Below are 25,407 nucleotides of genomic sequence, written 5' to 3' on the forward strand. Positions count from 1 at the left end.
CCGCCCGCGGGCACGACGCGCCGCGTGCCCGCCGCTCATGCGGGCAGCGCCCGGCGCGGCCCGTCGGCGCGCGCGGCCGTCCCGACCCGCGCCGTCGCGCCGAGCACGTACGCCCCCCGCTCCGCGACGACGACCGGGTTGAGCTCGAGCGCGAGCAGCTCCGGGAGGTCGTCCGCGAGCACGGACACGCGCGCCAGCACGTCCTCGAGCGCGGCCACGTCCAGCGGCGGGACGCCGCGGTAGCCGAAGAGCCGGGCGGAGGACCGCGGGGCGCGCACCATCTCGGACACGTCGACGTCGGTGAGCGGCGTCACGGCGTACGCCAGGTCGCCCAGCAGGTCGGTGGTGTCGCCGCCGAGGCCGAACCCGAGCACCGGTCCGAACAGCGGGTCCTCCGACGAGCGGATGACGGTCGCGACGCCGTGCGGGGCCATCGCCTGGACCTCCAGGGGCGCGCGGCCCTCCGCGGGTGCGTGCGGGGCGGCGAGCTCGAGCACCTGGGCGACGTCGGCGCGCAGCTCCGCGGCGTCGTGCACGTCCAGCCGCACGCCGCCCAGGTCGGAGCGGTGCCGCAGGGCGGGCACGGTGGACTTCAGGGCGACCGGCCAGCCGAGCCGCTCGGCGGCGGCGACCGCCTCGTCGGCGTCGTGCACCGGCACCGACGCCAGGACGTGCACGCCGGCGAGCGCGAGCAGCTCCGCCGTGCGGTCGGGCCCGAGGTCGAGCACCGCCGGACGGCCCGCCTCCTCGAGCCAGGAGTCGATCAGTCGCCGCGCGGTGCGCGCGTGCACGCCCTGCGGGTGCACCAGGGTGCCGCGGTCCCCGGACCGCCACGCGGCGTACCGCACCGCCTGCCCGAGGGCGAGCACGGCGTCCTCCGGCGTGGTGTACGCGGGGACCGTGCGCAGCAGGCCGTCGGCGTCGGGCGCCGTGAGCTGCGGCGTCGCGCCGTGCAGACCGAGCAGGCACGCCACCGACGTGCGACCCGACCCGGCGGCGGCCCGGGCCAGCGCCTGCGCGACCCGGTCGTCGCGCGGGCCGGCGGTGGGCACGTGCACGGTGACCACGACGTCGACCCCGGGGTCGGCGTACACGTCCCCGAACGCGCGGGCGACCCGCTCCTCGTCCGCGTCCTCGGGGAGGATCACCGCCTCCCCCGCGACCGTCAGACCGGCGGTCACGACCGCCTCCTGCACGAGCGCCGCCATCGACGGCGACGACGCCACCACCGCGGCGCGCCCGCCGGGCGGCAGGGGCTGCAGCGCGAACAGCTGGGCCGCCTCGAGCATCTGGTGCGTGTTGTCGACCAGCACCACGCCGGAGCGACGCATCACCTCGTCGAGCGTCCGGCGCGGCGCCTGGGTGGGCCGCACGGCGTGGCCGGGCGGCACGACGTGCCCGGAGCGCCCCGCGGTGACCACCACGACCGGCTTGACCCGGGCCAGCCGGCGGGCCACCCGGGAGAACTTGCGCGGGTTGCCGATCGACTCCAGGTAGAGCGCGACGACGTCGGTGCCGTCGTCGTCCTGCCAGAACTGCATGAGGTCGTTGCCCGACACGTCGGCGCGGTTGCCCGCCGACACCAGGTGGGCCAGGCCGAGGTACCGGCGGCGCACGGACCCGAGCAGCGACACCGCCGCCGGGGCGGACTGGCAGAACAACCCGATCCGCCCCGCGGGCGGCGGGTCCTCGGTCAGGGAGGCGTTCAGCAGCCCTCCCGCGGCGTGCGCGAGCAGGCCGTAGGACACGGGTCCGACGACGCGCATGCCCGCCGCGTGCGCGGTGCGCAGCAGGGCCCGCTGCAGCGCCAGGCCGGTCGGCCCGGTCTCCGCGAAGCCCGCGGACAGCACCACGACGCCCCGCACCCCCAGCCGTCCGAGCGAGCGCACCGCGACGACCGCGTCCGCGGCGGGCAGCGCGAGCACGGCCAGGTCCACCGGACCGGGCACCGCGTCCAGGTCCGGCCACGTCCGCACGGCCACCGGCGTGCCGGGCTCCGGGGCGCGCCCGACCACGTGCACCTGGACCGGCTCCGCCGGACCTGCGGGCTCGACGACGGCGCCCGTGCGGTGCTCCGGCTCCCCCGGCCCGTGCACCCCTCCGGCCGCGAGGTCCGCGAGCACGCGGGACGCCAGGAGGTCCGGCAGGGACCCGGGCTCCGCGTCGGGCGACGTCAGCACCAGCACCGAGCGCGCGGCGAGCAGCCCCTGCACGCTGCGCGACTCCGCGGTGTGCTCGCGCGCCGCCGTCACCGCCAGCGACCGGTCCGTGGGATGGATGTCGAACGACACCGTGACCACGCCGTCCTCGAGCCGCTGCTGCAGCGTGTAGCCGGCCTCGCGGAACACGGCGATCATGCGGCCGTTCTGCGGCAGCACGTCGGCGGTGAAGCGGCGCACCCCGCGCTCGCGCGCCGCGGCGGCCAGGTGCTCCAGCAGCACGGAGCCGAGCCCGCGACCGTGGTGCGCGTCGGCGATGTTGAACGCGACCTCCGCCTCGTCCGGCCCGACGCGGTCGTAGCGCGCGACCCCGATGATCGCGTCGTCCCCGGTCACGGCCACCAGCGCCACCCGGTCGTGGTGGTCGACCTGGGTGAACCGGGCCAGGTCGCGGTCCGGGAGGCGCTCCAGCGGCGCGAAGAACCGCAGGAAGGTCGACGCCTCGGACTGCGCGACGTGGAACGCCTGGAGCGCGGCGGCGTCCTCCGGCCGGATCGGGCGGACGTGGGTCGTGCTGCCGTCCCGCAGCACGACGTCGGCCTCCCAGCTCTCCGGGTACCCGACGGGCGCGGCGTCGTCCCGCGGCTCGTCGGCGCGCGCGTCCCCGGTGACCTCCGCCATGCGCACGAGCCTAACGGGGCCGGGCCCGCGCGTCGTGGTCGTCCCCAGGGCCGCCGGACGGGGACAATGGGCCGTCACCCACCGCCGATCCCGGGAGCCGCATCCGCATGGCGCGCCGCAGCAGCACCCCCGACGTCCCGCCCGAGGACGTCGTCGAGCGCATCGTCGACATCGACGTCGCGACCGAGATGGAGGGCTCGTTCCTCGAGTACGCGTACTCCGTCATCTACTCGCGCGCGCTCCCGGACGCCCGCGACGGCCTCAAGCCCGTGCAGCGGCGGATCCTGTTCCAGATGCACGACATGGGCCTGCGGCCCGACCGCGCGCACGTGAAGTCGGCCCGCGTGGTCGGCGAGGTCATGGGCAAGCTGCACCCCCACGGCGACGCCGCGATCTACGACGCGATGGTCCGGATGGCGCAGCCGTTCTCGCTGCGGCTCCCCCTGGTCGACGGGCACGGCAACTTCGGCTCGCTCGACGACGGCCCGGCGGCGCCCCGGTACACCGAGGCGCGCATGGCTCCCGCCGCGCTCGCGATGACCGCCGGGCTCGACGAGGACGTCGTCGACTTCGTGCCGAACTACGACAACAAGCTCACCCAGCCGGGTGTGCTCCCGTCGGCCATCCCCAACCTGCTCGTGAACGGGGCGTCCGGCATCGCGGTCGGCATGGCGACCAACATGGCGCCGCACAACCTCGTCGAGGTCGTCGCGGCCGCCCGGCACCTGGTGCTGCACCCGGACGCGACGCTCGAGGAGCTCATGCGGTTCGTCCCAGGCCCCGACCTGCCCTCGGGCGGCAAGATCGTCGGGCTCGACGGGGTGCGCGACGCGTACCGCACCGGGCGCGGGGCGTTCCGCACCCGCGCCACCGCCCGCATCGAGAACGTCACGCCGCGCCGCAAGGGCATCGTCGTCACCGAGCTGCCGTACACGGTCGGTCCCGAGAAGGTCATCGAGAAGATCAAGGAGGGCGTGCAGTCCAAGAAGCTCTCCGGCATCTCGGACGCGCTCGACCTCACCGACCGCCAGCACGGGCTGCGCCTGGTCATCGAGGTCAAGACCGGGTTCAACCCCGAGGCCGTCCTGGAGCAGCTCTACCGGTACACGCCGCTCGAGGACTCGTTCTCCATCAACAACGTCGCGCTCGTCGACGGGCAGCCCCGCACGCTCGGGCTGCGCGAGCTGCTGCAGGTCTGGGTCGAGCACCGCATCTCCGTGGTCCGCCGCCGCAGCCAGTTCCGGCTGACCCGCAAGCGCGAGCGCCTGCACCTCGTGGAGGGCCTGCTCGTCGCGATCCTCGACATCGACGAGGTCATCCAGGTCATCCGGTCGTCCGACGACGCGGAGACCGCCCGCACCCGCCTGCGCGACGTCTTCGACCTGTCGGAGCCGCAGGCCGAGTACATCCTCGAGCTCCGGCTGCGCCGCCTGACGCGGTTCTCGCGCATCGAGCTGGAGAAGGAGCGCGACGAGCTGGCCGAGCAGATCGCGGCCCTCGAGGCGCTCCTGGCCGACGAGGGCCTGCTGCGCGGCGCCGTGTCCGACGAGATGGCGGAGGTCGCCGCCACGTACGGCACGCCCCGCCGGACGATCCTGCTCGAGTCCGCCGGCGGGTCGGTGACGGCCGCGGAGGGCGCACCGGCGCCCCGCTCGGCGCGCGGGGCGGCACCGGCCCTGTCGCTCGAGATCGAGGACTCGCCCTGCTACGCGCTGCTCTCCGCGACCGGGCTCGTGGCCCGCACGGCGGGCACCGACGTCGTGCTGCGACCCGCGCCCGGCGCCGGGCGCTCCCGGCACGACGTGCTCGCGGGCGCCGTCCCGGCGACGGTCCGCGGCGAGGTGGGCGTCCTCACCTCCCGCGGCGTCGTGCGCCGGGTCTCCGTGCTGGACCTGCCCGCGCTGCCCCCGACGGACGGAGCGCCGAACCTGTCCGGCGGCCTGCCCCTGCCGGAGCTGCTCGCCCTCGACGCGGGCGAGCGGGTCGTCGGGCTGGTGCCGGTCACCGCGGACGCGCCGACCCTGGCGCTCGGGACCGCGCAGGGCGTCGTCAAGCGGGTCACGCCGGGCGAGGCCCCGGCCAACCGCGACTCCTGGGAGGTCGTGGCGCTCAAGGACGGCGACGAGGTCGTCGGCTGCGCGACCGTGGGCGAGGAGGACGAGCTGGTCTTCGTCGCGTCCGACGCGGCGCTCCTGCACTTCCCCGCCGCGTCGGTCCGGCCGCAGGGCCGCCCGGCCGGCGGCATGGCCGGCATCAAGCTCGCGCCCGGCGCGCGGGTGGTGCACTTCGGCGCGCTGCCCGCGGGCAGCGACCCGGACGGGACCGTCGTGGTCACGGTGGCCGGGACCTCCGACGCCCTGCCCGGCACGCAGGCCGGCACGGCCAAGGTGACGCCGTTCGGGCGGTTCCCGGGCAAGGGCCGGGCCACCGGCGGCGTCCGGGCGCACCGGTTCCTCAAGGGCGAGGACGCGCTGTTCCTCGCCTGGGCCGGCCCGGCGCCGGCGCGCGCCACCGGGTCCGCCGGCCAGCCCGTCGACCTGCCGGAGCCGGACGACCGGCGCGACGGCTCGGGGCAGCCGCTCGCCGCGCCGCCGGTCGCGATCGGCTGAGCCCGGGGGCCGGCTGAGCCCGGGGGCCCGGCCGACGGCCGGGCCCGCCGTCAGCGGCCGAGGCAAGCCGCCGCGACCCGGGCGCGCACCAGCGCCGCGATCTCCTCGAGCGAGCGCACCTGCGCGGCGTCCAGCGGTCCGAGCAGCAGGTCGCCGACCATGACCCGCCGGGTGGCCTGCGCCGCGCGCGCCGCGGCCGTGCCCGCCTCGGTCAGCGCGACGACGGTCCCGCGGGCGTCCTGACGGTCGCGGCTGCGCGTGACCAGCCCGCGCAGCTCCATGCGGCGCAGCTGGTGCGACACCCGGCTGTCCTGCCACTCCGCGGCGGCGGCCAGGTCCTTGGCGCGCAGGCCGGGCTCGCCCGCCGCGAGCAGGGGCTCCAGCAGCTCCAGGTCCGCCACGGAGACGCCCGCCTCCGCCCCGAGCCCCCGCTCGAGCGCGGTGAAGAACTCCCGGGACAGGCCCAGGTACGCCCGCCAGGTCGCGTCCTGCGGGAGCTGCTCCTCCGCCGCGTGCGCCGCCGCCATGCGGCTCAGCGTAGAACCACCGGACCCCGCGCGGGGCCGGAAACCACCGGCCGCCCGCTACAGCTCGATCGTCAGGAGACGCGAGCCGTGCGTGACCTCGTACCCGAGGTCGGCGTACAGCCCGTGCGCCCCCGACGGGTTCGCGGTGTCGACGTCGAGCTCGGCGTACTGGATGCCGTCCTCCCGGTACGCCTCCATCACGGCGGTGAGCAGCGCGACCGCCAGCCCGCGACCGCGCCACGCGCGCCGCACCCCGAGCAGCTCCGTGTAGCCGGAGGTGTAGCCGGCGACCGGCCAGTCCTGCTCGTACCGGCCCGAGAGCGCGTAGCCGGCGACCTCGCCGGTGGCCTCGTCCACGGCCACCCGGCTCCAGGCGGGCGCGAACATCGAGCGGCCGTGCTGCCACGCCTCCGGGGTGCGCGGCTCGCTGCCCCAGTGGTCCGCGAACGCCTCGTTGTGGGCGAGCCGCACCGCCTCGTCGAGCTCCGGGGTCCACGGGACGACGCGGACGCCCTCCGTGCGGCGCACCTCCGGCAGCGGAGCCGCCAGGTCGCGGCGCATCTCGGCGTAGTACCGCACCGGCGTGAAGCCCGCCGCGGCGTACAGCCCCAGCGCGTCGGCGCGGTGGTCCTCGACGTAGGCGCCGATCCGGCCCGGCACCTCCTTGCCGGACGCCGCGAGCAGCTGCCGCGCCCGGCCGGTGCCCCAGGCGACGAGCGCCCGGCCGACGCCCCGTCCGCGGTGCGACGGGTCCACGCCGCCGGACAGGTGCGCGCGGACCACGCGCAGGTCACCGGGGTGGGACTCGACGACCATCCACGCGCGCGGCTCGCCGTCGGCGTCCAGGCCGACGCGGGTGTCGGCCGCGACGTCCTTCCAGTCCCCGTCGAACCACTCGTCGACCTCGGCCTCGGCGGTGCGCGCCGGCGCCTCGTCGGCCTCCTCCGTCCGCGCGACCAGGGCGAAGAGGGCGGGGACGTCGTCCCGGCGCAGCGCCCGCCAGGTCAGCCCCGTGGCGGCCGGGTCGGGCTCCGGCAGCACCGCGGGCGCTGCGGCGCGCTCCGCGATGGGTGCCAGGGTGTGCTCGGTCGTCGGTCGCGTCGTGGTCATGCGTCCACGGTGCCTGACGGGGCCGTCGATGTCATCCGAGATTGCGCGTGCCCCCGCGCGCGGTCAGGCGTCGATCTGGGAGGCGTCGAGGGTCGCGGCGCCGGCCACGATGAAGTCCTTCCGCGGTGCGACGTCCGAGCCCATGAGCAGCTCGAAGGTCTCCTCCGCGCTGCGGACCAGCGCGTCCGCGCTCTCGGCGGCCGGCAGGGTGACGCGGCGCAGGGTGCGGAACCGCGGGTCCATCGTCGTCTCCGAGAGCTGGTCGGCGTCCATCTCGCCCAGACCCTTGTAGCGCTGGATGTCCTCCTTGTAGCGCTTGCCGGCCCGGTCGAGCTTCTTCAGCGTCGCCGCGAGCTCGGCCTCCGAGTACGTGTAGATGTACTCGTTCTTGCGGCTGCCGGCGCCGATCACCTCGATGCGGTGCAGCGGCGGGACCGCCGCGTACACCCGCCCGGCCTCGACCAGCGGGCGCATGTAGCGGAAGAACAGCGTCAGCAGCAGCGTGCGGATGTGCGCGCCGTCGACGTCGGCGTCGGTCATCAGCACGACCTTGCCGTACCGGGCGGCGTCCAGGTCGAACGTGCGGCCGGACCCGGCGCCGATCACCTGGATGATCGCCGCGCACTCCGCGTTGCGCAGCATGTCGGAGATGGACGCCTTCTGGACGTTGAGGATCTTGCCGCGGATCGGCAGGAGCGCCTGGAAGTCCGACGAGCGCGCGAGCTTCGCCGTCCCGAGCGCGCTGTCGCCCTCGACGATGAACAGCTCGCTGCGGCCGACGTCGTCGCTGCGGCAGTCGGCCAGCTTCGCGGGCAGCGACGAGGACTCCAGGGCCGTCTTGCGGCGGGAGATCTCCTTCTGCTTGCGGGCCGAGACGCGTGCCCGCATCTCCCCCACGACCTTGTCGAGCAGCGCCGCCGACTGCGCCTTGTGCTCCCGCTTGCTCGACGTGAGGATCGCGGCGAGCTCGGTGTCGACGACCTTCGCGACGATGCCCCGCACCGGGGCGGTGCCCAGGACCTCCTTCGTCTGGCCCTCGAACTGCGGCTCCGCGAGCCGGACGGTCACGACGGCCGTCAGGCCCGCCAGCACGTCGTCCTTCTCGATGCGGTCGCTGCCGTCCTTCGCGGAGATCTTCAGCCGGCGGGCGTTCGCGTCCACCTGCTTGCGCAGCGTCCGCAGCAGCGCCGTCTCGAACCCGGCCAGGTGCGAGCCGCCCTTCGGCGTCGCGATGATGTTGACGAACGTGCGGACCTCGGTCTCGTAACCCGTGCCCCAGCGCAGCGCGATGTCGACCTCGCAGTCCCGCTGCACCTCCTGCGGCGTCATGTGGCCGCGCGCGTCCAGCACGGGGACCGTCTCCGTGAACGACCCGGAGCCCGTGAGCTTCCACGTGTCGGTGACGGGGGCGTCGGGGGCGAGGAAGTCGGCGAAGTCGACCGTGCCCCCGTCGTGCCGGAACACCTCCTCGTGCGGGCCCTCCGCGCCCGGCGTCCCGGCCAGCCCGCGCTCGTCGCGCACCGTGATCGTCAGGCCCGGCACCAGGAAGCTGGTCTGCCGCGCGCGGGTCACGAGCTCGTCGTAGGAGAACACCGCGGTCGACGGGAAGATGGTGCGGTCCGCCCAGTAGCGGATGCGGGTGCCCGTGCGGCCCCGCGCGACCTTGCCGACCACGTCCAGCTGCGACCGGGCGACGAACGGCTCGAACGGCGAGTCCGGGGTGCGGCCCGCGCGGTCGTCGAACACGCCCGGCTCGCCCCGGTGGAACGTCATGCGGTGCGTCTTGCCCCCGCGGTCGACCTCGACGTCGAGCCGCTCCGACAGCGCGTTCACCACGGAGGCGCCGACACCGTGCAGACCGCCGGACGCCCCGTACGACCCGCCGCCGAACTTGCCGCCCGCGTGCAGCTTCGTCAGGACGACCTCGACACCCGTCAGGCCGGTCTTCGGCTCGACGTCGACGGGGATGCCGCGCCCCTGGTCGCGGACCTCGACCGACGAGTCCGCGTGCAGGACGATGTCGATCCGGTCGCCGTGCCCCGCGAGCGCCTCGTCGACGGAGTTGTCGATGATCTCCCAGAGGCAGTGCATGAGACCGCGGGAGTCCGTCGACCCGATGTACATGCCCGGGCGCTTGCGGACGGCCTCCAGCCCCTCGAGCACGGACAGGTGGCGGGCGGTGTAGCTGGACTCGGCGGATGCGGTCGACACGGTGCCCGAGCCTAATCGCTCCACCGGGCACTCCCGCGGAGCCATGCCGCGCCGGGAGTGTGCCGGTCGTGTTGCGGCTGTGTGAGCACCGGGTGACTTCTGCTTCGCCCGCAGCGAACCACCCGCTCCCGACGGGAAGGATCCCGGGCCGGGATGGTTGTATGACAACGTGACTGGGACTCTTGAGACCACGACTCCGCTGACTGCAGCCGACCGCTGCGACCGCTGCGGCGCTCAGGCCTACGTCCGCGTGCTGCTGCCCGTGGGCGAGCTGCTGTTCTGCGCGCACCACGCGCGCGAGCACGCGCCGAAGTACTCGCAGCTCGCGACGCACGTCCAGGACGAGACCGACAAGCTCCTCGCCGAGCACGGCGCCGGCGCCGGGGCGCGCTGACCGCACCACGACCCCCGCGGCGCGCCGGGACCGCGCGACGCCGCCACCGCACCACCACGACGGGCCCGCCCGGCCGAGAAGCCGGGCGGGCCCGTTCGCGTCCGCAGGGCCGGCGAGGAGCCCGGCGAGGAGCCCGCGGGGTGACCGGCACACGAACGGCCCCTCCCCGACCGCGTGGTCGAGGAGGGGCCGTCCTGCTGCCCCGGGGGGGCTCAGTCGAGGTAGTCGCGCAGCACCTGCGAGCGGCTGGGGTGCCGCAGCTTCGACATGGTCTTGGACTCGATCTGACGGATCCGCTCGCGGGTCACGCCGTAGACCTTGCCGATCTCGTCGAGGGTCTTCGGCTGGCCGTCGGTCAGGCCGAAGCGCATCGACACGACGCCGGCCTCCCGCTCGGACAGCGTGTCGAGGACCTGGTGCAGCTGCTCCTGCAGCAGCGTGAAGCTCACCGCGTCGGCGGGCACCACGGCCTCGGAGTCCTCGATGAGGTCACCGAACTCGCTGTCGCCGTCCTCGCCCAGCGGGGTGTGCAGCGAGATGGGCTCGCGTCCGTACTTCTGGACCTCGACGACCTTCTCGGGGGTCATGTCGAGCTCCTTGGCGAGCTCCTCGGGCGTCGGCTCCCGGCCGAGGTCCTGGAGCATCTGCCGCTGGACGCGGGCGAGCTTGTTGATGACCTCGACCATGTGCACCGGGATGCGGATGGTGCGCGCCTGGTCGGCCATCGCGCGGGTGATCGCCTGGCGGATCCACCACGTGGCGTACGTCGAGAACTTGTAGCCCTTGGTGTAGTCGAACTTCTCGACCGCGCGGATCAGACCGAGGTTGCCCTCCTGGATCAGGTCCAGGAACAGCATGCCGCGGCCGGTGTAGCGCTTGGCCAGCGAGACGACGAGGCGGAGGTTCGCCTCGAGCAGGTGGTTCTTGGCCCGTCGGCCGTCCTGCGCGATCCACTGCAGCTCGCGGCGCGCCTTCGGCTCCAGGTCGTCGCCGACCGCGGCGAGGCGCTCCTCGGCGAACAGGCCGGCCTCGATGCGCTTGGCGAGCTCGACCTCCTGCTCGGCGTTCAGCAGCGCGACCTTGCCGATCTGCTTGAGGTAGTCCTTGACCGGGTCGGCGGTCGCACCGGCGGTCACGACCTGCTGCGCGGGCGCGTCGTCCTCGTCGCGGTCGGAGACGACGAAGCCGACGTCCTCGGTCTCCTCGTCCGCCTTGGGGGTCGCGGCGGCGGGCGTCGCGGGCGTCTCGGTGTCGCCGTCCTCGGTGGACTCGTCGTCACCGTCCGTGGTGGCGTCCGCCGGGTCGATCTCGACGTCCTCGATCTCGACCTCGTCCGGCTCGACGTCCTCGTCGTCGATGTCGTCCTCGGCCTTGCCGGCGGCCTTGACGGGCTTCGCGGTCGCGGCCTTGCCGGTGGTGGTCTTCTTCGCCGCGGGCTTGGCCGCGGCACGCTTGCGGGGCGCCGGCTTGGCGTCGTCGCCGTCCTCCGACACGACGGCCTTGGTGGACGGCCGGGCCTTCGCGGTGGTGGCGGCCGCGACGCGCGTCGTGGCCGCGGTGGGCTCGGAGACCGAGATCCCGGCGTTGGCCAGACCGCGCACGACGGCCTTCAGCCGCTTGGCGTCCTCCACCTGCGCGGCCTCGCAGGCCGAGCGCAGCGCGGCGGCGTCGACGCTCCCGCTGGTGCGCCCGCGGCGGACGAGGTCCTGCAGGGCGGGGTGCTCGAACTCGCGCGGAAGGGTGGGGGTGGAAGTCTGGGGCGTCACGAATGACCTTTCGGCAGCAAAGGGACCCGGTTCGGCGCATCGGGTACCTCGATATTGTACCGGCCGCACCCACGGCGGAGCATCGCCCGGGGGTGGCGAGACCCTGGCCGGCGCGGCAGGTGACCCTGTCGTGAGTGCTCAACGCGCGGGTCGCCCGGAGGATTCCCGCAGGCCCGTCCCGGGCGTGTCACCACGGGGGCCCGGGATCGCCTCGCGAGGGCCGCCGACGGACCACGGGACACGCACCCGCAGGGGCTCCCCGACCACGCAGGACGTGCGCACGCGAGAGCCCGGCGGGCCACACGGGACGTGCACACACGAGAGCCAGGCGGGCCACGCGGGACGCGCACACGCGACGACTCGACGGCCACGCCGCACACGCACACGCGGCGACCCGACACCACGCCGCACACGCACCAGCGAGAGACCGGCGTCCACGCAGGGCTCACCCACGCCCGAGCCCGGCGCGGGCGTGGGCGCCGCCGAAGCGCGGCAGCGGAGCACCGCTGAGGCGCCCCCTCGCCCCGGCAGCACCGGCGTCCCCGGACCCGCGTCCGGCGGCGCGACCTCCCGCGTCGCGGCGGGCGTGCCCTGGTCGCGCGAGGTCAGCTCGGGTCGGGCTTCACCGCGAGGACGGGGCACGGCGAGTCGAGCAGGATCCGCTGGGCGTTGGCGCCGAGGATGAGCTTGCCCACCGGGCTGCGACGGCGCAGGCCGATGACGATGAGCGTGGCGCCGGTCTCCTCGGCGGTGCCGATGAGGTCCTCGGCGACATCGCGACCCCCGGCGATCACGCGGATGTCGTGCGGGATGCCCCGCGACTCCAGCGAGCTGCGCACGTCGTCGAGCGAGGCGGACAGCTCGGAGCGCTGCTCGTCGCTCTCGTCCCCCCGCTCGCTGACGACCACGACGAGCGGCTCCGACCGGCGCACGGCCTCGCCCGTCGCGGCGGCCAGGGCGGCACGCCCCTCGACCGTCGCCAGGTACCCGACCACGATGCTCATGGGTGCTCCTCGCACGTGTTGCTCGGCGTCCGTCGCCGGCAACGCGAGGACATCGCTCGGGTGCGGCTGCGGACCGTGGTCCGACGGTACCGGAACGCGCCGCACCCGCACGACAGCGCCGGGCCGCTCAGCAGCGACGACGCAGCCACCCCGGAGCCAGCCCGACACCGAGCGCCCGGTCCAGGAGCTCGGCCAGCCGGTGGGACGGGTCCTCCGCGAGCGCCCGGTCGACCAGCAGCCGCGCCCGGATCGCGTCGCCCGCCCACCAGGCGAGCAGCGCCAGCAGCGTGCACGCGGGTGCCTGCCGGCCCGTGCGACCGTGGGCCACGACGGCCTCGAGCACCGCGCGCGCTGCCGACGCGACGTCCTCCCGAGGCTCCTCGGCGTGCTCGGGCTCGAGCAGCACGTCCAGCGTGCGCCGCACCGCCGCGGACACGGATGCCGCGTCGGCGGGAGCGACCTCGGACCCGCGGGCGCCGTCGTCCGCGTCCGACGCCGCGGCGGAGTCCGCACCCCCGGCGCCGGGCACGCCCGTCGTGCCACGCCCGGCCGGACGCGCGTCCGTGGCGTCGCCCTGCGTCCCCCGTGCGCCGTCCCCCACGCCGGATACACCGTCGACGGTCCCGGCGCCGCCCGCGGCTGTCGACGCGTCGCCCGTCAGGCCCGCGCCATCCTCGACCGTCCCGGCACCTGCCCCGGACGTCGGCCCGCCGTCCGCCGCGTCCGCGCCGCCGGAGTGCGGGAGGTGTCGCAGCAACGCATCCGGGAGGGTCGCCTCCGGCCGGATCAGGGTGAGCACCACCGCGTCCCGCACGGTCGTGTCCTCGAGCGCGGCCTCGATGCGACCGAGCTGGGCGGGACTCAGGTCGACGCCCTCGCCCGGCGACCGGTGCACGTCGGCGACGGCGGCGCGCCAGGCCCGGAGCGAGCGTTCCCTCCAGCCGAGCAGCGCCTCCGGGCCGGACGCACGCAGCCGGGCGTCCGTCCACCGGGACCTGGCGGCGGCTGCTGAGCGCCGGCGGCCCGCGGGTGCCACGGGGACGGCGGCGAGCTCCGTACGCCGGGGCAGCGGCCGGGCGCGGGACACCGGGCCGGCGATCCCGCCCTGCTCCAGCTCCGCGAGCGGTCGCCCGCCGGGCGGGCAGCACGCCGCGTCGAGGCACGTCAGTCCCAGGTACCGACCCTGCGCCACCATCCAGGTCGTGACCGGACCGAGGTGCTCCAGCGCCGCCCGGGCCGACTCGGCCGCCCGCTGCGTGTCGGCACCTCCGACGGCGCCCGACCCCGGCGGGAGGTCGCGCGGGTCGCCCTCGGTGCTGTAGACGACGACCACGACCTCCACCGCGTGGTCGGCCGCGAGGTGCCCGGCGACGTCGTCGAGCAGGTCCGGACCTGCCGGGCTGAGGACGTCGTCCAGGTCGATCCTGGCCACGAGGCCGATGCTGCGTCCCGGACCGCGGAGCCCGACGGCGACCAGGCACTCCTCGGGGCGGAAGCCCAGCTGGTACGGCAGCGCTCCGAGCAGCTCCGGGGTGGGGTGGGGACGCTGCTGCGCAGGCGCGAGCCGGGTGGCGCCCCGCCCGTGGGTGTCCGCCGCGGGTGGCGTCGCGCTCGCCGCCGCGCTCGGCGCCGTGGTCGTGGTCGTGGTCGTGGTGGTCATGGCGTCACTCCACCGCGGCACCGGCCCGTCGCGGCGCGCCGGCGCGGGCGCGCTGGGGACGACGCACCGGCGACGGCCCTGTGGAGGACTCGGCCCCCGCGCGGGGAGCGGCGCTACTGTGACCGCGTGCTCGTCCGACCTGCCACCGCTCTGCTGGTGCTCGCGGTCCTGTCGACGGCGGCCTGCGCGGACGACGACCCGGCGCCCGCCCCCACCACCCTCGTGAGCCCGGACCCCACGCCCGCGCCGACGGAGTCCCTGCTGCCCAGCCCGACGGCCACCGGCTCGCAGGTCGGAGGGCTGGCGCCCGGCTTCCCGTCCGAGCTGGTGGCTCCGCCCGAGGGCAGCGACATCCTCGTCTCGAGCGCCGAGCCGGACGCGGCGACGGGCCTCACGACGATCAGCCTCAACCTCCGCAGCCCGCTGGGCACGGACGCGCTGGTGCAGGACGTGCGCGACCAGCTCGCGGCCGCCGGCTTCACGGAGACGGTCGTGGACCCGGGCACCTCGGGGCTGGCCGCCTCGTCCACGTTCGTGCGCGGGGACCAGGCCGACGAGATCCTGACGCTCGGCGTGCTGGACCGCGACGGCGTCCGCACGCTCACCCTGGGCGGGTCCGTCCGCCTCTGAGGCCCTAGGCTCGCCGCGTGAGCCCCACCACCGCCCTGGTCGACGTCGAGGATCTGCGCCCCCGGGTGGACGCCCTGCTCACGGAGCACGTCGCGGGGCTCGTCCCCGAGCTGGCGGCCGCCGGCGCCGGCGCCGTCCCGCTCGCGGAGGCGCTCGGGCAGATGCTCGCCGGCGGCAAGCGGCTGCGGGCGGCCTTCTGCTACTGGTCGTGGCGCGCGCACGGCGGGGAGGCGGGCTCGGCGGACGCGGAGGTCGTCCTGCGGGTCGGTGCCGCGCTCGAGCTGTTCCAGGCCGCCGCCCTGTTCCACGACGACGTGATGGACGACTCCGACACCCGCCGCGGCCAGCCGTCGGCGCACCGGCGGTTCGCCGCTCGGCACGTCGCGCAGGGGTGGTCGGGCGACGCGGGGCGGTTCGGGGAGTCCGCCGCGATCCTGCTGGGCGACCTCGCGCTCGTCGCGAGCGAGCGCGAGCTCGTCCGGGCCGTCGAGCGGTGCCCGGCGGACCGGCGGACGGGGGCGCACGACGTCTTCGAGCGCATGCGCACGGAGGTCACGGTCGGGCAGTACCTCGACCTGCTGGCGCAGGTGCTGCCGTGGGGCGAGGACCCGGTCGAGGACGAGGCCCGCGCCCGGGAGGTGATCGTCTCGAAGTCGGCCCGCTACAGCGTGGAGCACCCGCTGCGGCTCGGCGCGGTGCTGGCGGGCGCGGACGACGCGGCGCTGGCGGCCACGGCCCGCTACGGCCTGCCGCTCGGCGAGGCGTTCCAGCTCCGCGACGACCTGCTCGGCGTGTTCGGCGACCCCGCCGCCACGGGCAAGCCCGCCGGCGACGACCTGCGGGAGGGCAAGCGCACGGTGCTGGTCGCCCGGGCGATTGCCCGCGCGCAGGAGTCGGGCGACGTGGCGCTCGTCGACGCGCTGCGCACCGGCCTCGGCGACCGCGACCTGGACGACGCGGCGTGCGGCGCGCTGGCCGCCCTCATCGGCGCGAGCGGCGCGGTCGCCGACGTGGAGGAGCTGATCGCCGGGCTGAGCGACCGGGCGTTCACCGAGCTGGCCGCCGCGCCCCTGGCCGACGACGGCCGGGCGATGCTGCTCGAGCTGGCGCACGCCGCGGTGGACCGCCGGGCCTAGACGGCGGCGTCCCGAGCCGGTGTGCCGGCGCGGGTCCGGCCGCCCGCCGCCGCCCGCACCGGCACCGGCGCGTCACACGCTCAGAGCATCACCTGGGCGCGACGCCGCACCTCGGTCTTGTGCCCCGCGCGCAGGGCGTCGACGGGGCGTCCCGGCAGCGAGTCGTCCGGGGTGAACAACCACACGATGGCCTCCTCGTCGGAGAAGCCGGCGTCCCCGAGCACCGTCAGGGTGCCCTGCAGCGAGGCGAGCACCGTGGCACGCGCCGCGGGCGCCTCGTCGTCCTCGTCGGCGTGCGGGTCGGCGACCGGGTTCGCCGCGTCGACCGGGACGAGGAACGCCGCGGGGATGCTGAGGACCCGCGGCTCCCCCCGCCGGACGGCGGCCAGCCGCCGCTCCTTCAGCAGGCGGCGGACCTTGCCGGCGTCGAGGCCGAGCTCGTCGGCCGCGTCGGGCACGGTCAGCCAGGTGTCGACCAGGTCATCGGGGGTGGGCTGCGCAGTCACGCGGGCCAGCGTACTGAGCCCGGGCGGCATCCGACGCCTCGCGTCCCGGCGGCGCCGCCACCGGCCCGGACGTCCCGTGCGTCCACCCAGCGGGTGACGTCGCGACGGATCGGCGCAGGTCAACCGGACAAATGCGACCGCCGACTTCCCAGGCCCCGTCACCTGCACTACCGTCGCACTAGTCACATCAGTCACAGTAGTCACACACGTCACTCGCACACCGCCAGCGGCGACGTCCTCAGCACAGGGGTCCCCACCATGACGCAGCCCGCCCTCGCCCTCACGGACCAGGCCGCCCGCGCCCAGGCGCCCGGCGCCGCCTCCCGCGCCCGTGGACGCCGCCTCGCGACCGGGACCGGCGCCATCGCGATCGCCGCCGTCGCCGCCACGGCGTCGGCGGGAGCCGCGCACGCCGACGAGCAGTACACGGTGCGGTCCGGTGACACCGTCAGCCACATCGCCGCCCGGCACGGCACGACCGTCTCCGCCGTCCGCACGGCGAACGGACTGGACTCGCGCGCGTTCATCCGCGAGGGGCAGCGGCTCACGATCCCGACCCAGCGCTCCGCGACGACCGCGCCCGCCGCCGCGCCGCAGGCCACCGGCGGGTCCCACACCGTCGCCTCCGGCGAGACCGTCTCCGCCATCGCCCAGCGCTACGGCACCACCGTGGCCGCCGTCGTGTCCGCGAACGGCCTGGACTCGCGCGCGTTCATCCGCGTCGGCCAGACCCTCACCATCCCCGGCGCCACCGCGACGGCCGCCCCCGCCGCCGCACCCCAGGCCACCGGCGGGTCCCACACCGTCGCCTCCGGCGAGACCGTCTCCGCCATCGCCCAGCGCTACGGCACCACCGTCGCCGCCGTCGTGTCCGCGAACGGCCTGGACTCGCGCGCGTTCATCCGCGTCGGCCAGACCCTCACCATCCCCGGCGCCGGCGCCACCGCGACGGCCGCGCCCGCCGCCACGCCCCAGGCCACCGGCGGCACCGCGCTTGTCGGCAACACGTTCCTCGGCCGCACCTACGCGCCGAGCGTGGTCGCCTCCGCCAACGCGAACAAGGCGTCCCTGCTGGCGATGGGCGTGCCGAGCCGCGACCAGATGCAGGCGAAGGTCGCCTCGACCGCCCGGGCCATGGGCGTCGACGCCGCGCTGGCCCAGGCGATCGCGTTCCAGGAGTCCGGGTTCGACCACACGTCGGTCTCCCCCGCCAACGCGATCGGGACCATGCAGGTGATCCCGACGTCGGGCGACTGGGCGTCGGACCTGGTCGGCCGCGACCTCAACCTGCTGGACCCCGACGACAACGTCGTGGCGGGCGTGGCGATCCTGCGCCAGCTCGTGAAGACCTCGCCCGACCTGCCCACGGCCATCGCGTCGTACTACCAGGGCGCCGGCTCGGTGAAGCGCAACGGGATGTTCAGCGACACCCGGCGCTACGTGGCGAACGTCCAGACCCTCATGGCGCGCTTCTGACGGTCTGCCTGCCGGGTCCGGCGACCCCGCCACCGTAGACTGCGCGCCGTGGGAGCCACCGTCACCGATCCGCTCGTCGGCCGCCTGGTCGACGGGCGGTACCAGGTCGTCTCGCGGATCGCGCGCGGCGGGATGGCCACCGTGTACCTCGCGGTGGACCGCCGGCTGGACCGTGACGTCGCGCTGAAGGTGATGCACCCGCACCTCGCCGAGGGGACCGCGGGGGCGAACTTCGTCGCGCGGTTCCGGCGGGAGGCGCGCGCCGCCGCCCGGCTGACGCACCCCGGGCTCGTCGGGGTGTACGACCAGGGCGTCGACGGCGAGACGTCGTACCTGACCATGGAGTACGTCGACGGCGTGAACCTGCGGCGGCACCTCGCGGAGCGCGGGTCCCTGAGCGTCGGCGAGGCGCTCGGCGTGGCGGAGCAGGTGCTCGACGCGCTGGCCGCGGCGCACCGCGCGGGTCTCGTGCACCGCGACGTGAAGCCCGAGAACGTCCTGCTCGCGTCGGACGGCCGGGTGAAGGTCACGGACTTCGGTCTCGCGCGCGCCGTCACCGAGGTCACGTCCACCACCACCGGCACCGTCTTCGGCACCGTGGCCTACCTCGCCCCCGAGCTCGTGCTGCACGGCGGCAGCGACGCCCGCACCGACGTGTACGCCGCGGGCGTGCTGCTGTACGAGATGATCACCGGCGCGCAGCCGTTCACCGGCGAGACGCCCATCCAGATCGCGTTCCAGCACGTGAACTCCGACGTGCCCGCGCCGTCCGACACCGCGTCCTGGCTCCCGGTCGAGGTGGACGAGCTGGTCGGGGCGCTGTCGGCCCGCGAGCCCGACGACCGCCCGGCCGACGCCGGGGCCGCGCTCGCGCTGCTGCGGCGCACGCGGACGGCGCTCGACACCGCCACGCTCGACCGCCGCGTGGACGTCGAGCCGGCCGTGTCGCTCCCCCAGGCCACCGACCCGGAGTCCGACGGGCCGGGTGACCTCCGGGGCGACGACCCGTCCGACGACGACGGCCGTCCCTCGGACGCCACGGCGCGCATCGACGCACCCGGACGGACCGTCGCGCTGCCGATCGGCGTCGTCACCGCGGGCGGGCCCGAGCCCGCCGTCGACTCCCCCGCGCCGCCGCGCCGGCGTCGCTGGTGGCGCTGGGCGCTCGCCGCGGTGCTGGTCCTCGCCGCTGCCGGCGGCGGGACGTGGTGGTACCTCGCGGAGGGGCCCGGCGCCTACACGACCGTCCCCGAGGTGACGTCGCTGACCGTCGACGAGGCCGTGGCGGAGCTCCAGGACGCGGGTCTCGGGGCCGACCCCGTCGAGGAGTTCCACGACTCGGCGCCGAAGGGCACCGTCTTCGCCGCGGAGCCGGCCGAGGGCGACCCCGTGCGCAAGGACGGCAGCGTCACGCTGTCCGTCTCCCGCGGCCCCGACCTCGTCACCGTGCCCGCTGACCTCGTCGGGAAGCAGCAGGCCGACGTGGAGGCCGCAATCACCGGGGCCGACCTCGTCGTGGACTACAACGACAACGTCTACTCCGACACCGCCGGGTTCGGCGTCGTCACCGCGATCACCGACGCCGACGGGACCGCCGTCGAGCCGAACGCCTCCATCCGGCGCGGGTCCACGCTGTACCTCACCGTGTCCAAGGGACCCGAGCCCGTCACCGTGGTCTCCGTCGTCGGAGCGACCCTCGACCAGGCGCGGACGCAGCTCGACGCCATCGGCCTGAAGGTCGAGGCGCAGGAGGCGTTCAGCGACACCGTCGAGGCCGGCCGCGTGATCTCCCAGTCCCCCGAGGGCGGCACCGAGGGGCACCGCACGGACACCGTGACGCTGCAGGTGTCGAAGGGGCCGGAACCCGTGGCCGTGCCGAACGTTGAGCGCATGACGTTCGCCGAGGCCGAGAAGACACTCACCGACCTCGGGCTGAAGGTCGAGCGCAAGAACTCCTGGGGCGGCTTGATCGGGACGGTTGTCGACCAGAGCGTCCCGGAGGGCGAGTCAGTTCTACCGGGCACCGTCATCACCCTCACCGTCGTCTGACGCGCTGCGCACCACGACGCCCCGCGCAGCGGCCCTCGTCGGGGCGCGCGGCACGGGGCGTCGTCGCGGGGTCTCAGCTCCGGCGGAGCAGCTCCACCACCTGGAACGCGAGCTCCAGCGACTGCTGGTGGTTCAGCCGCGGGTCGACGAGCGTCTCGTACCGGCGCGCCAGCCCGGCGTCGTCGATCTCCTCCGCGCCGCCGAGCACCTCGGTGACGTCGTCCCCGGTGAGCTCGATGTGCAGCCCGCCCGGCACGGTCCCGAGCGACCGGTGCACCTCGAAGAACCCGGCGACCTCGTCCATGACGTCGGAGAACCGCCGCGTCTTGTACCCGGACGCCGACGTGATGCCGTTGCCGTGCATCGGGTCGCACACCCAGGTGACGGGACGGCCGTCGGCGGTGACCTTCTCGACGAGCGACGGCAGCAGGTCCCGGATCTTCCCGGCGCCCATGCGCGTGATGAACGTGATGCGGCCAGGCTCCGCGCTCGGGTTGAGCCTGTCGATCAGGCGCAGGGCGTCGTCGGCCGTCGAGGTCGGGCCGAGCTTGATGCCGATCGGGTTGTGCACGCGGCTGAAGTAGTCCACGTGCGCGCCGTCGAGCTGCCGGGTGCGCTCCCCGATCCACAGGAAGTGCGCCGAGCAGTCGTAGGGCAGCCCGGTCCGCGAGTCGATGCGCGTGAGGGGACGCTCGTAGTCGAGCAGCAGGCCCTCGTGGCTCGAGTAGAAGTCCACGGTCCGCAGCGCGTCGAAGTCGGCGCCGCACGCGGCCATGAACCGGATCGCGCGGTCGATCTCCGCGGCGATCTCCTCGTACCGCGCGTACGCCGGGTTCGCGGTGAAGCCCCGGTTCCACTCGTGCACCCGCAGCAGGGACGCGAAGCCCCCGGTGGTGAACGCGCGGATGAGGTTCAGCGTCGACGCGGACGTGTGGTACGCGTCGAGCAGCCGCTCCGGGTCGGGCGTGCGGGCCTCGGGCGTGAACTCGAAGCCGTTGATGATGTCGCCCCGGAACGCCGGCAGCGTCACGCCGTCGCGGGTCTCGGTCTCCGACGAACGCGGCTTGGCGTACTGCCCCGCCATCCGGCCCATCTTGATGACGGGCAGGCTGGCGCCGTACGTGAGCACGACCGCCATCTGCAGGACGGTCATGATCTTGCCGCGGATGTTGTCGGCCGTGGCCTCCGCGAACGTCTCGGCGCAGTCACCGCCCTGCAGCAGGAACGCCTCGCCCCGGCCCGCGGCGGCGAGCTGGCCGCGCAGCGCGTCCGCCTCCCCCGCGAACACCAGCGGGGGCAGCCCGGCGAGCCGGGCGCCGACGCGCGCGAGGGCGTCGGCGTCCGGCCACGCGGGCTGCTGCGTGACGGGCAGGGTCCGCCAGTGCTCGAGGCCCTCGAGCACCGCGGGGTCGGCCTCGACGCTCATCAGTGGGCCGCTGCGGGCACCAGGGGCTGCCCGATGCCCTCCAGGAGCGCGCCGAACCACGGCTGCGAGACGTCGAACGCCTTGCCGCCCGCGATCCGCGGGAACGCGATGGCCTTGAGGCGGTCGCCGTCCTCCTCGTCGTGGCCGATGACGCCGGCCTCGCCGCGCAGGGCGCACTCGACGGCCAGGTCGGTCATCGACTTGATGAGGCGCAGGTCCTCGGCGTTCGCGGCCGCGGCGCGCGAGTAGTAGCCGGACTTCTGGACCATGACCTTCTCGGCGCCGAGCTTCTCCGCGAACTGCTTCGCGAACCACTGGCCCGGGTTGATGGTGTCGAGCTTGACGTGGCCGAACGGGTCGCGCGGCACCTCGGCGCCGGACGCCTCGAGCTGCTCGACGATCTCGTGCATGCCCGCACCCTCGGACAGGAAGATGTTGACGTTGCCCTGGGAGTCCATGATCGCCTTGAGGCGCGCGGCCTCGGCGTCGATGTCGATCGCCAGCTCGGGCAGGAACACCGCGTGGATGTCCCAGCGCTCACGGGTCAGGCCGAGGGCCGGGGCCCACTCCTGGGCGTCGAGCCACTTGCGGTACTCGGACGCGGCGGCGGCGGTCAGCCAGCCGCAGTGCCGGCCCATGACCTCGTGCACGATGAGCATGCGCGGGCCGGAGCGGTGCTCGCCGATGACGTTCGCGGCGAACCCGGCGGCCTCCTCGGCGGCGGTCCAGGCGCCCAGCGACTGCTTGATCGGCACCACGTCGTTGTCGATGGTCTTCGGCAGGCCGACGACGGTCAGGCCGTAGTCGTTCTCCGCCAGGTACGCGGCGAGGTCCGCGGCCGTGGTGTTCGTGTCGTCGCCGCCGATGGTGTGCAGCACGTCGACGCCGTCGGCCTTGAGCTGCTCGGCCGCGACCTGCAGCGGGTCCTGGCCCTCCTGGACCAGCCCGCGCTTGACGCAGTCGGCCGCGTTGGTGAGCTTCACGCGGGAGTTGCCGATCGGCGAGCCGCCGAACCGGTGCAGGATGCCCGCCTGCCGGCGCGCCTCGTCGGTGATGACGATCTTGTCCCCGCGCAGCAGCCCGTAGTAGCCGTGCTCGTACGCGATGATCTCCACCTCGGGCGCGATCTCGGTGTACCGCTCGATGAGGCCACCGACGGCCGAGGACAGGCACGGAGCGAAGCCACCCGCGGTCAGGAGCGCGACGCGACGAACCGACATGAGACACACCTCTCGTTGATCAGCACGGCTGGGGGTCCCCAGCCCGCGCGCCACTGAACGCGACGCACGAGACCCGGAACCGGGACCGAGGTCCGGGGTGCCGCCACGCGCAGGGCACGGCGGACGGGCTCATCCTACTGAGCCGCGGCGTCCTCCTCCGGCGGGACCGGTGGCTGGACATCGGGCACGGCGCGGCCGCCCGGGGCGGTCGGCTCCGGGGCGGCGGGGCCGGTCGCGGCCGGGTGGCCGGTGGCGATGCGGGCCTTCTGCGTCGCGGCGTAGATGTCGACGTACTCCTGGCCGGACAGGCTCATGAGCGCGTACATGATCTCGTCGGTGACCGAGCGCAGGATGAACCGGTCGTTCTCCATGCCCTGGTAGCGGCTGAAGTCGAGCGGCTCGCCGATGACGACGCCGATGCGGCGCGGGTGCGGCAGGCGCTGCCCGAGCGGCTGGGCCTTCTCCGTGTCGACCATGACGACGGGGACCACCGGCGCGCCGGACTCCAGCGCCAGGCGGGCGACGCCGGTCTTGCCGCGGTACAGCCGGCCGTCGGGGCTGCGCGTGCCCTCCGGGTAGATGCCGAAGAGCTTGCCCTCCTCCAGGCGCCGCAGCCCGGTGCGCAGCGCCGCCTCGGACGCCTTGCCGCCGCTGCGGTCCACCGGGATGGTCCCGACGCCGCGCATGAAGCCCGCGGTCAGCCGTCCCTTGAGCCCGCGCCCCGTGAAGTACTCGTTCTTGCCGATGAAGACGATCTCGCGGTCCAGCACCAGGGGCAGGAAGAACGAGTCGATGACGGCCAGGTGGTTGCTCGCGAGGATCGCGCCGCCGCTGCTCGGCACGTGCTCCGCCCCGCGGACCCACGGGCGGAACAGCAGGTGCAGCAGCGGGCCGATCAGGACCCGCTTCATCAACCAGTAGAACAACCTGCCACCTCTCGCCCTCGTCGCGCGGGACCGTCGACCCCGTCCCGTGCCCTGTGCTCGGAGCCGACTCTAGAGTGCTGCCATGGCCCCGCGTCCCGACCACCCCGCCGACGACCCGTCCCCCGACGGGGACGAGCGCGACGCCGCGCGCGCCGACCGGTCCGCCGAGGTGTCCGACGAGCAGTGGGCCGCGATCGTCGCGGACCTGCAGGGCGGCACGGACCTCACCGGGCCGTCGACCTCCGGCGCCACGGGCCAGGACGACCCGCGGACGTCGTCCGGTCCCGCCGTAACCTACCCCGTCGCACCATGGGTCACCGACAGCCGCGTCGTGCGTCCGGCCCGGTCGGGGGGCGACGAGGCCCGGACCGACGCCGACGAGGACCGCTCCGCGGGCCTGCCGGGGGGCGGTACCGGGCGGGACTGGGACGCCACCGGGCAGATCGACGAGGCGGAGCGGCGCGTCGACGACGCGGAGCACTTCGTGCCGCCGGACCCCGGGCCGGTGCTCGGCGGCGACCCGCTGCTCACGATGGCGTGGCTCGCGGTCGGCGGGATGCCGCTGCTGTGGCTCGTCGTCCTGCTCGGCTGGCGCGACGCCCCGTCGGCGATCGTGCAGGCGTCGGTGGCGGTGTTCCTGCTCGGGCTCGTCGTGCTGCTGTGGCGGATGCCGCACCGGCGCGACGAGGACGACCACGACGACGCGGACGGCGCGGTCGTCTGAGCCGCGCGGGTCCGCGCGTCACCGCACCCGCGGGCGACCGGGCACCGCGGGCGGCTCGGCCCCGGCGGGCGGCTCAGCGCCGCGCGAGGTCCGCCGCGCCGACGATGCCCGCGTCGTTGCCCATCGAGGCCAGCGCGAACGTGGCCTCCGGGCGGTGCCCGCGCGCCGACAGCTGGTCGAGGAACCCGCGGCGGGCGGGGGCGAGCAGCAGGTCGCCGGCCGCGCTGACGCCACCGCCGATGACGACGATCGCCGGGTCGAGCAGCGCGGCGACGGACGCGGAGCCCTCGCCGATCCACCGGCCGAGCTCCGCGAGGAGCTCGACGGCCAGCGGGTCGCCCTCCTGCGCGGCCTGCGTCACCTGCGGCCCGGTGAGCGCGTCGGCGTCGCCGCCGGCCAGCTCGAGCAGGCGGGCGCCGCGCTCGGGCTGCGTGATGAGGGCCGACTGCGCGTCCCGCACGAGGGCGCTGCCCGAGGCGTACTGCTCCCAGCAGCCCTCGTGCCCGCAGCCGCAGTAGTGGCCGCCGGGGACCACGCGCATGTGACCGACCTCGGCCGCCACGCCCCAGGCGCCGCGGATGAGGTTGCCGCCGACGACGAGCGCGCCGCCGAGTCCCGTGCCGATCGTCAGCAGGAGCATGTCCTGCACGTCGCGTGCGGCTCCGAACGCGAACTCCGCCCAGCCGGCGGCGTTGGCGTCGTTCTCCACGACGATCCGGACGTCGTCGCCCAGCTCCTTCGCGACGATGTCGCGCAGCGGGTGGTCGCGCCACGGCAGGTTCGGGGTGAACAGCACGGTCGCCTGGTCCGCGCCGATGAAGCCGGGGGCGGCGAGGCCGATGGCGCCCACCTCGTGCTCGGACGCGAGCTCCTGGCACGCCTCGATGACGCCGCGGTCGACGCTGCCCGAGTCGCGGGGGTCGGTGTCGCGCCGCGTCTTGGCGATGATGCGGCCGTCCTCGTCGACCACACCGGCGGCGATCTTCGTCCCGCCGATGTCCACACCGATGGCGTGCATGCTTCCCCGCTTCCGCGTCGTGGTTGTGCGTCCCGCACGAAGGCGCACGGCCGCCGGGCGTCCCGGGTGCTGCCGCACCGGTGCGGCGGCAGCGCGCGCGTGCGAGCCCACGCTAGCGTGCGCGCCCGGATTCCCTGAACGCGCTCCCACGCCGCCCCGGGGCCGCGCACCGTCC

General features: G+C 75.2%; 19 protein-coding genes. 7 read left to right on the forward strand and 12 right to left on the reverse strand.

Translation table 11 applies throughout. The features are described from left to right. Positions 1–35 precede the first annotated feature (35 nt). Positions 36–2,840 (reverse strand): bifunctional acetate--CoA ligase family protein/GNAT family N-acetyltransferase, encoded by a 2,805-nt coding sequence (locus P9841_RS02665; RefSeq protein ID WP_283320570.1) that lies wholly within the window; start codon positions 2,838–2,840, stop codon positions 36–38. Between the two features lie 107 nt (positions 2,841–2,947). On the opposite strand from P9841_RS02665, the gene P9841_RS02670 reads away from it, so the two are divergent. Then, positions 2,948–5,449: a DNA gyrase/topoisomerase IV subunit A gene (locus P9841_RS02670; RefSeq protein ID WP_283320571.1), complete on the forward strand. Its 2,502-nt coding sequence runs from the start codon at positions 2,948–2,950 to the stop codon at positions 5,447–5,449. A gap of 50 nt (positions 5,450–5,499) precedes the next feature. Here P9841_RS02670 and P9841_RS02675 read toward each other — a convergent pair whose 3' ends face one another. The 3 genes from P9841_RS02675 to P9841_RS02685 form a co-directional block, all read right to left on the reverse strand. Next, a complete protein-coding gene (locus P9841_RS02675) occupies positions 5,500–5,976 on the reverse strand; it encodes a MarR family transcriptional regulator (protein WP_283320572.1) in 477 nt (158 codons plus the stop codon). A gap of 57 nt (positions 5,977–6,033) precedes the next feature. Further along, positions 6,034–7,086: a GNAT family N-acetyltransferase gene (locus tag P9841_RS02680; RefSeq protein ID WP_283320573.1), complete on the reverse strand. Its 1,053-nt coding sequence runs from the start codon at positions 7,084–7,086 to the stop codon at positions 6,034–6,036. Between the two features lie 63 nt (positions 7,087–7,149). Beyond that, positions 7,150–9,297, reverse strand: coding sequence for a DNA gyrase/topoisomerase IV subunit B (locus tag P9841_RS02685; protein WP_283320574.1), 2,148 nt, complete (start codon positions 9,295–9,297; stop codon positions 7,150–7,152). A 157-nt stretch (positions 9,298–9,454) separates the two neighbouring features. On the opposite strand from P9841_RS02685, the gene P9841_RS02690 reads away from it, so the two are divergent. Continuing rightward, positions 9,455–9,691, forward strand: coding sequence for a DUF7455 domain-containing protein (locus tag P9841_RS02690; protein ID WP_283320575.1), 237 nt, complete (start codon positions 9,455–9,457; stop codon positions 9,689–9,691). A 212-nt stretch (positions 9,692–9,903) separates the two neighbouring features. Here the strand turns inward: P9841_RS02690 and P9841_RS02695 are convergent, their stop codons facing one another. The 3 genes from P9841_RS02695 to P9841_RS02705 form a co-directional block, all read right to left on the reverse strand. Next, the gene (locus P9841_RS02695) at positions 9,904–11,457 is read right to left on the reverse strand and encodes an RNA polymerase sigma factor (protein WP_283320576.1); all 1,554 of its coding nucleotides are present in this window, start codon (positions 11,455–11,457) and stop codon (positions 9,904–9,906) included. Positions 11,458–12,062: 605 nt separating this feature from the next. Beyond that, positions 12,063–12,461: a universal stress protein gene (locus P9841_RS02700; protein WP_283320577.1), complete on the reverse strand. Its 399-nt coding sequence runs from the start codon at positions 12,459–12,461 to the stop codon at positions 12,063–12,065. 127 nt (positions 12,462–12,588) lie between these two features. Continuing rightward, the gene (locus tag P9841_RS02705) at positions 12,589–14,121 is read right to left on the reverse strand and encodes a DUF4192 family protein (RefSeq protein ID WP_283320578.1); all 1,533 of its coding nucleotides are present in this window, start codon (positions 14,119–14,121) and stop codon (positions 12,589–12,591) included. A 126-nt stretch (positions 14,122–14,247) separates the two neighbouring features. On the opposite strand from P9841_RS02705, the gene P9841_RS02710 reads away from it, so the two are divergent. Together P9841_RS02710 and P9841_RS02715 are read left to right on the forward strand one after the other, a co-directional pair. After that, positions 14,248–14,751: a hypothetical protein gene (locus tag P9841_RS02710; RefSeq protein ID WP_283320579.1), complete on the forward strand. Its 504-nt coding sequence runs from the start codon at positions 14,248–14,250 to the stop codon at positions 14,749–14,751. 17 nt (positions 14,752–14,768) lie between these two features. Then, positions 14,769–15,887: a polyprenyl synthetase family protein gene (locus tag P9841_RS02715; protein ID WP_283320580.1), complete on the forward strand. Its 1,119-nt coding sequence runs from the start codon at positions 14,769–14,771 to the stop codon at positions 15,885–15,887. An 80-nt stretch (positions 15,888–15,967) separates the two neighbouring features. Here the strand turns inward: P9841_RS02715 and P9841_RS02720 are convergent, their stop codons facing one another. Then, positions 15,968–16,423 carry an Rv2175c family DNA-binding protein gene (locus P9841_RS02720; RefSeq protein WP_502848331.1) on the reverse strand — a complete coding sequence of 152 codons (456 nt, stop codon included), beginning with the start codon at positions 16,421–16,423 and terminating at the stop codon, positions 15,968–15,970. A gap of 228 nt (positions 16,424–16,651) precedes the next feature. Here P9841_RS02720 and P9841_RS02725 point away from each other — a divergent pair, with 228 nt between their 5' ends. Both P9841_RS02725 and pknB read left to right on the forward strand, forming a co-directional pair. Then, positions 16,652–17,869 carry a lytic transglycosylase domain-containing protein gene (locus P9841_RS02725; protein WP_283320582.1) on the forward strand — a complete coding sequence of 406 codons (1,218 nt, stop codon included), beginning with the start codon at positions 16,652–16,654 and terminating at the stop codon, positions 17,867–17,869. Positions 17,870–17,917: 48 nt separating this feature from the next. Next, the gene (pknB, locus tag P9841_RS02730; RefSeq protein ID WP_283320583.1) at positions 17,918–19,918 is read left to right on the forward strand and encodes a Stk1 family PASTA domain-containing Ser/Thr kinase; all 2,001 of its coding nucleotides are present in this window, start codon (positions 17,918–17,920) and stop codon (positions 19,916–19,918) included. A gap of 73 nt (positions 19,919–19,991) precedes the next feature. On the opposite strand, the gene P9841_RS02735 is transcribed toward pknB, so the two are convergent. The 3 genes from P9841_RS02735 to P9841_RS02745 all read right to left on the reverse strand — a co-directional run bounded on the left by P9841_RS02735 (position 19,992) and on the right by P9841_RS02745 (position 23,475). After that, positions 19,992–21,344 carry a class II 3-deoxy-7-phosphoheptulonate synthase gene (locus P9841_RS02735; protein WP_283320584.1) on the reverse strand — a complete coding sequence of 451 codons (1,353 nt, stop codon included), beginning with the start codon at positions 21,342–21,344 and terminating at the stop codon, positions 19,992–19,994. After that, a complete protein-coding gene (locus P9841_RS02740) occupies positions 21,344–22,564 on the reverse strand; it encodes a pyrophosphate--fructose-6-phosphate 1-phosphotransferase (RefSeq protein ID WP_222172330.1) in 1,221 nt (406 codons plus the stop codon). The genes P9841_RS02735 and P9841_RS02740 overlap by 1 nt, the downstream gene beginning before the upstream one ends. Before the next feature lie 134 nt (positions 22,565–22,698). Further along, positions 22,699–23,475 carry a lysophospholipid acyltransferase family protein gene (locus P9841_RS02745; protein ID WP_283320585.1) on the reverse strand — a complete coding sequence of 259 codons (777 nt, stop codon included), beginning with the start codon at positions 23,473–23,475 and terminating at the stop codon, positions 22,699–22,701. A gap of 97 nt (positions 23,476–23,572) precedes the next feature. Here P9841_RS02745 and P9841_RS02750 point away from each other — a divergent pair, with 97 nt between their 5' ends. Next, positions 23,573–24,214: a hypothetical protein gene (locus P9841_RS02750; RefSeq protein WP_283320586.1), complete on the forward strand. Its 642-nt coding sequence runs from the start codon at positions 23,573–23,575 to the stop codon at positions 24,212–24,214. A 73-nt stretch (positions 24,215–24,287) separates the two neighbouring features. On the opposite strand, the gene P9841_RS02755 is transcribed toward P9841_RS02750, so the two are convergent. Further along, a complete protein-coding gene (locus P9841_RS02755) occupies positions 24,288–25,232 on the reverse strand; it encodes an ROK family glucokinase (RefSeq protein ID WP_283320587.1) in 945 nt (314 codons plus the stop codon). Between the last annotated feature and the right edge of the window lie 175 nt (positions 25,233–25,407).

The sequence above is a fragment of the Cellulomonas sp. ES6 genome (genome assembly GCF_030053835.1).
In the GTDB taxonomy this organism is placed as follows: Bacteria; Actinomycetota; Actinomycetes; order Actinomycetales; family Cellulomonadaceae; genus Cellulomonas.

What these genes read in the sequence shown, in the direction of transcription:
- P9841_RS02665 (WP_283320570.1), bottom strand. Translation starts at nt 2,840, where the DNA reads ATGGCGGAGGTCACCGGGGACGCGCGCGCCGACGAGCCGCGGGACGAC.
- P9841_RS02670 (WP_283320571.1), top strand. Translation starts at nt 2,948, where the DNA reads ATGGCGCGCCGCAGCAGCACCCCCGACGTCCCGCCCGAGGACGTCGTC.
- P9841_RS02675 (WP_283320572.1), bottom strand. Translation starts at nt 5,976, where the DNA reads ATGGCGGCGGCGCACGCGGCGGAGGAGCAGCTCCCGCAGGACGCGACC.
- P9841_RS02680 (WP_283320573.1), bottom strand. Translation starts at nt 7,086, where the DNA reads ATGACCACGACGCGACCGACGACCGAGCACACCCTGGCACCCATCGCG.
- P9841_RS02700 (WP_283320577.1), bottom strand. Translation starts at nt 12,461, where the DNA reads ATGAGCATCGTGGTCGGGTACCTGGCGACGGTCGAGGGGCGTGCCGCC.
- P9841_RS02705 (WP_283320578.1), bottom strand. Translation starts at nt 14,121, where the DNA reads ATGACCACCACGACCACGACCACGACCACGGCGCCGAGCGCGGCGGCG.
- P9841_RS02720 (WP_502848331.1), bottom strand. Translation starts at nt 16,423, where the DNA reads ATGCCGCCCGGGCTCAGTACGCTGGCCCGCGTGACTGCGCAGCCCACC.
- P9841_RS02725 (WP_283320582.1), top strand. Translation starts at nt 16,652, where the DNA reads ATGACGCAGCCCGCCCTCGCCCTCACGGACCAGGCCGCCCGCGCCCAG.
- P9841_RS02735 (WP_283320584.1), bottom strand. Translation starts at nt 21,344, where the DNA reads ATGAGCGTCGAGGCCGACCCCGCGGTGCTCGAGGGCCTCGAGCACTGG.
- P9841_RS02740 (WP_222172330.1), bottom strand. Translation starts at nt 22,564, where the DNA reads ATGTCGGTTCGTCGCGTCGCGCTCCTGACCGCGGGTGGCTTCGCTCCG.
- P9841_RS02745 (WP_283320585.1), bottom strand. Translation starts at nt 23,475, where the DNA reads ATGAAGCGGGTCCTGATCGGCCCGCTGCTGCACCTGCTGTTCCGCCCG.
- P9841_RS02750 (WP_283320586.1), top strand. Translation starts at nt 23,573, where the DNA reads ATGGCCCCGCGTCCCGACCACCCCGCCGACGACCCGTCCCCCGACGGG.
- P9841_RS02755 (WP_283320587.1), bottom strand. Translation starts at nt 25,232, where the DNA reads ATGCACGCCATCGGTGTGGACATCGGCGGGACGAAGATCGCCGCCGGT.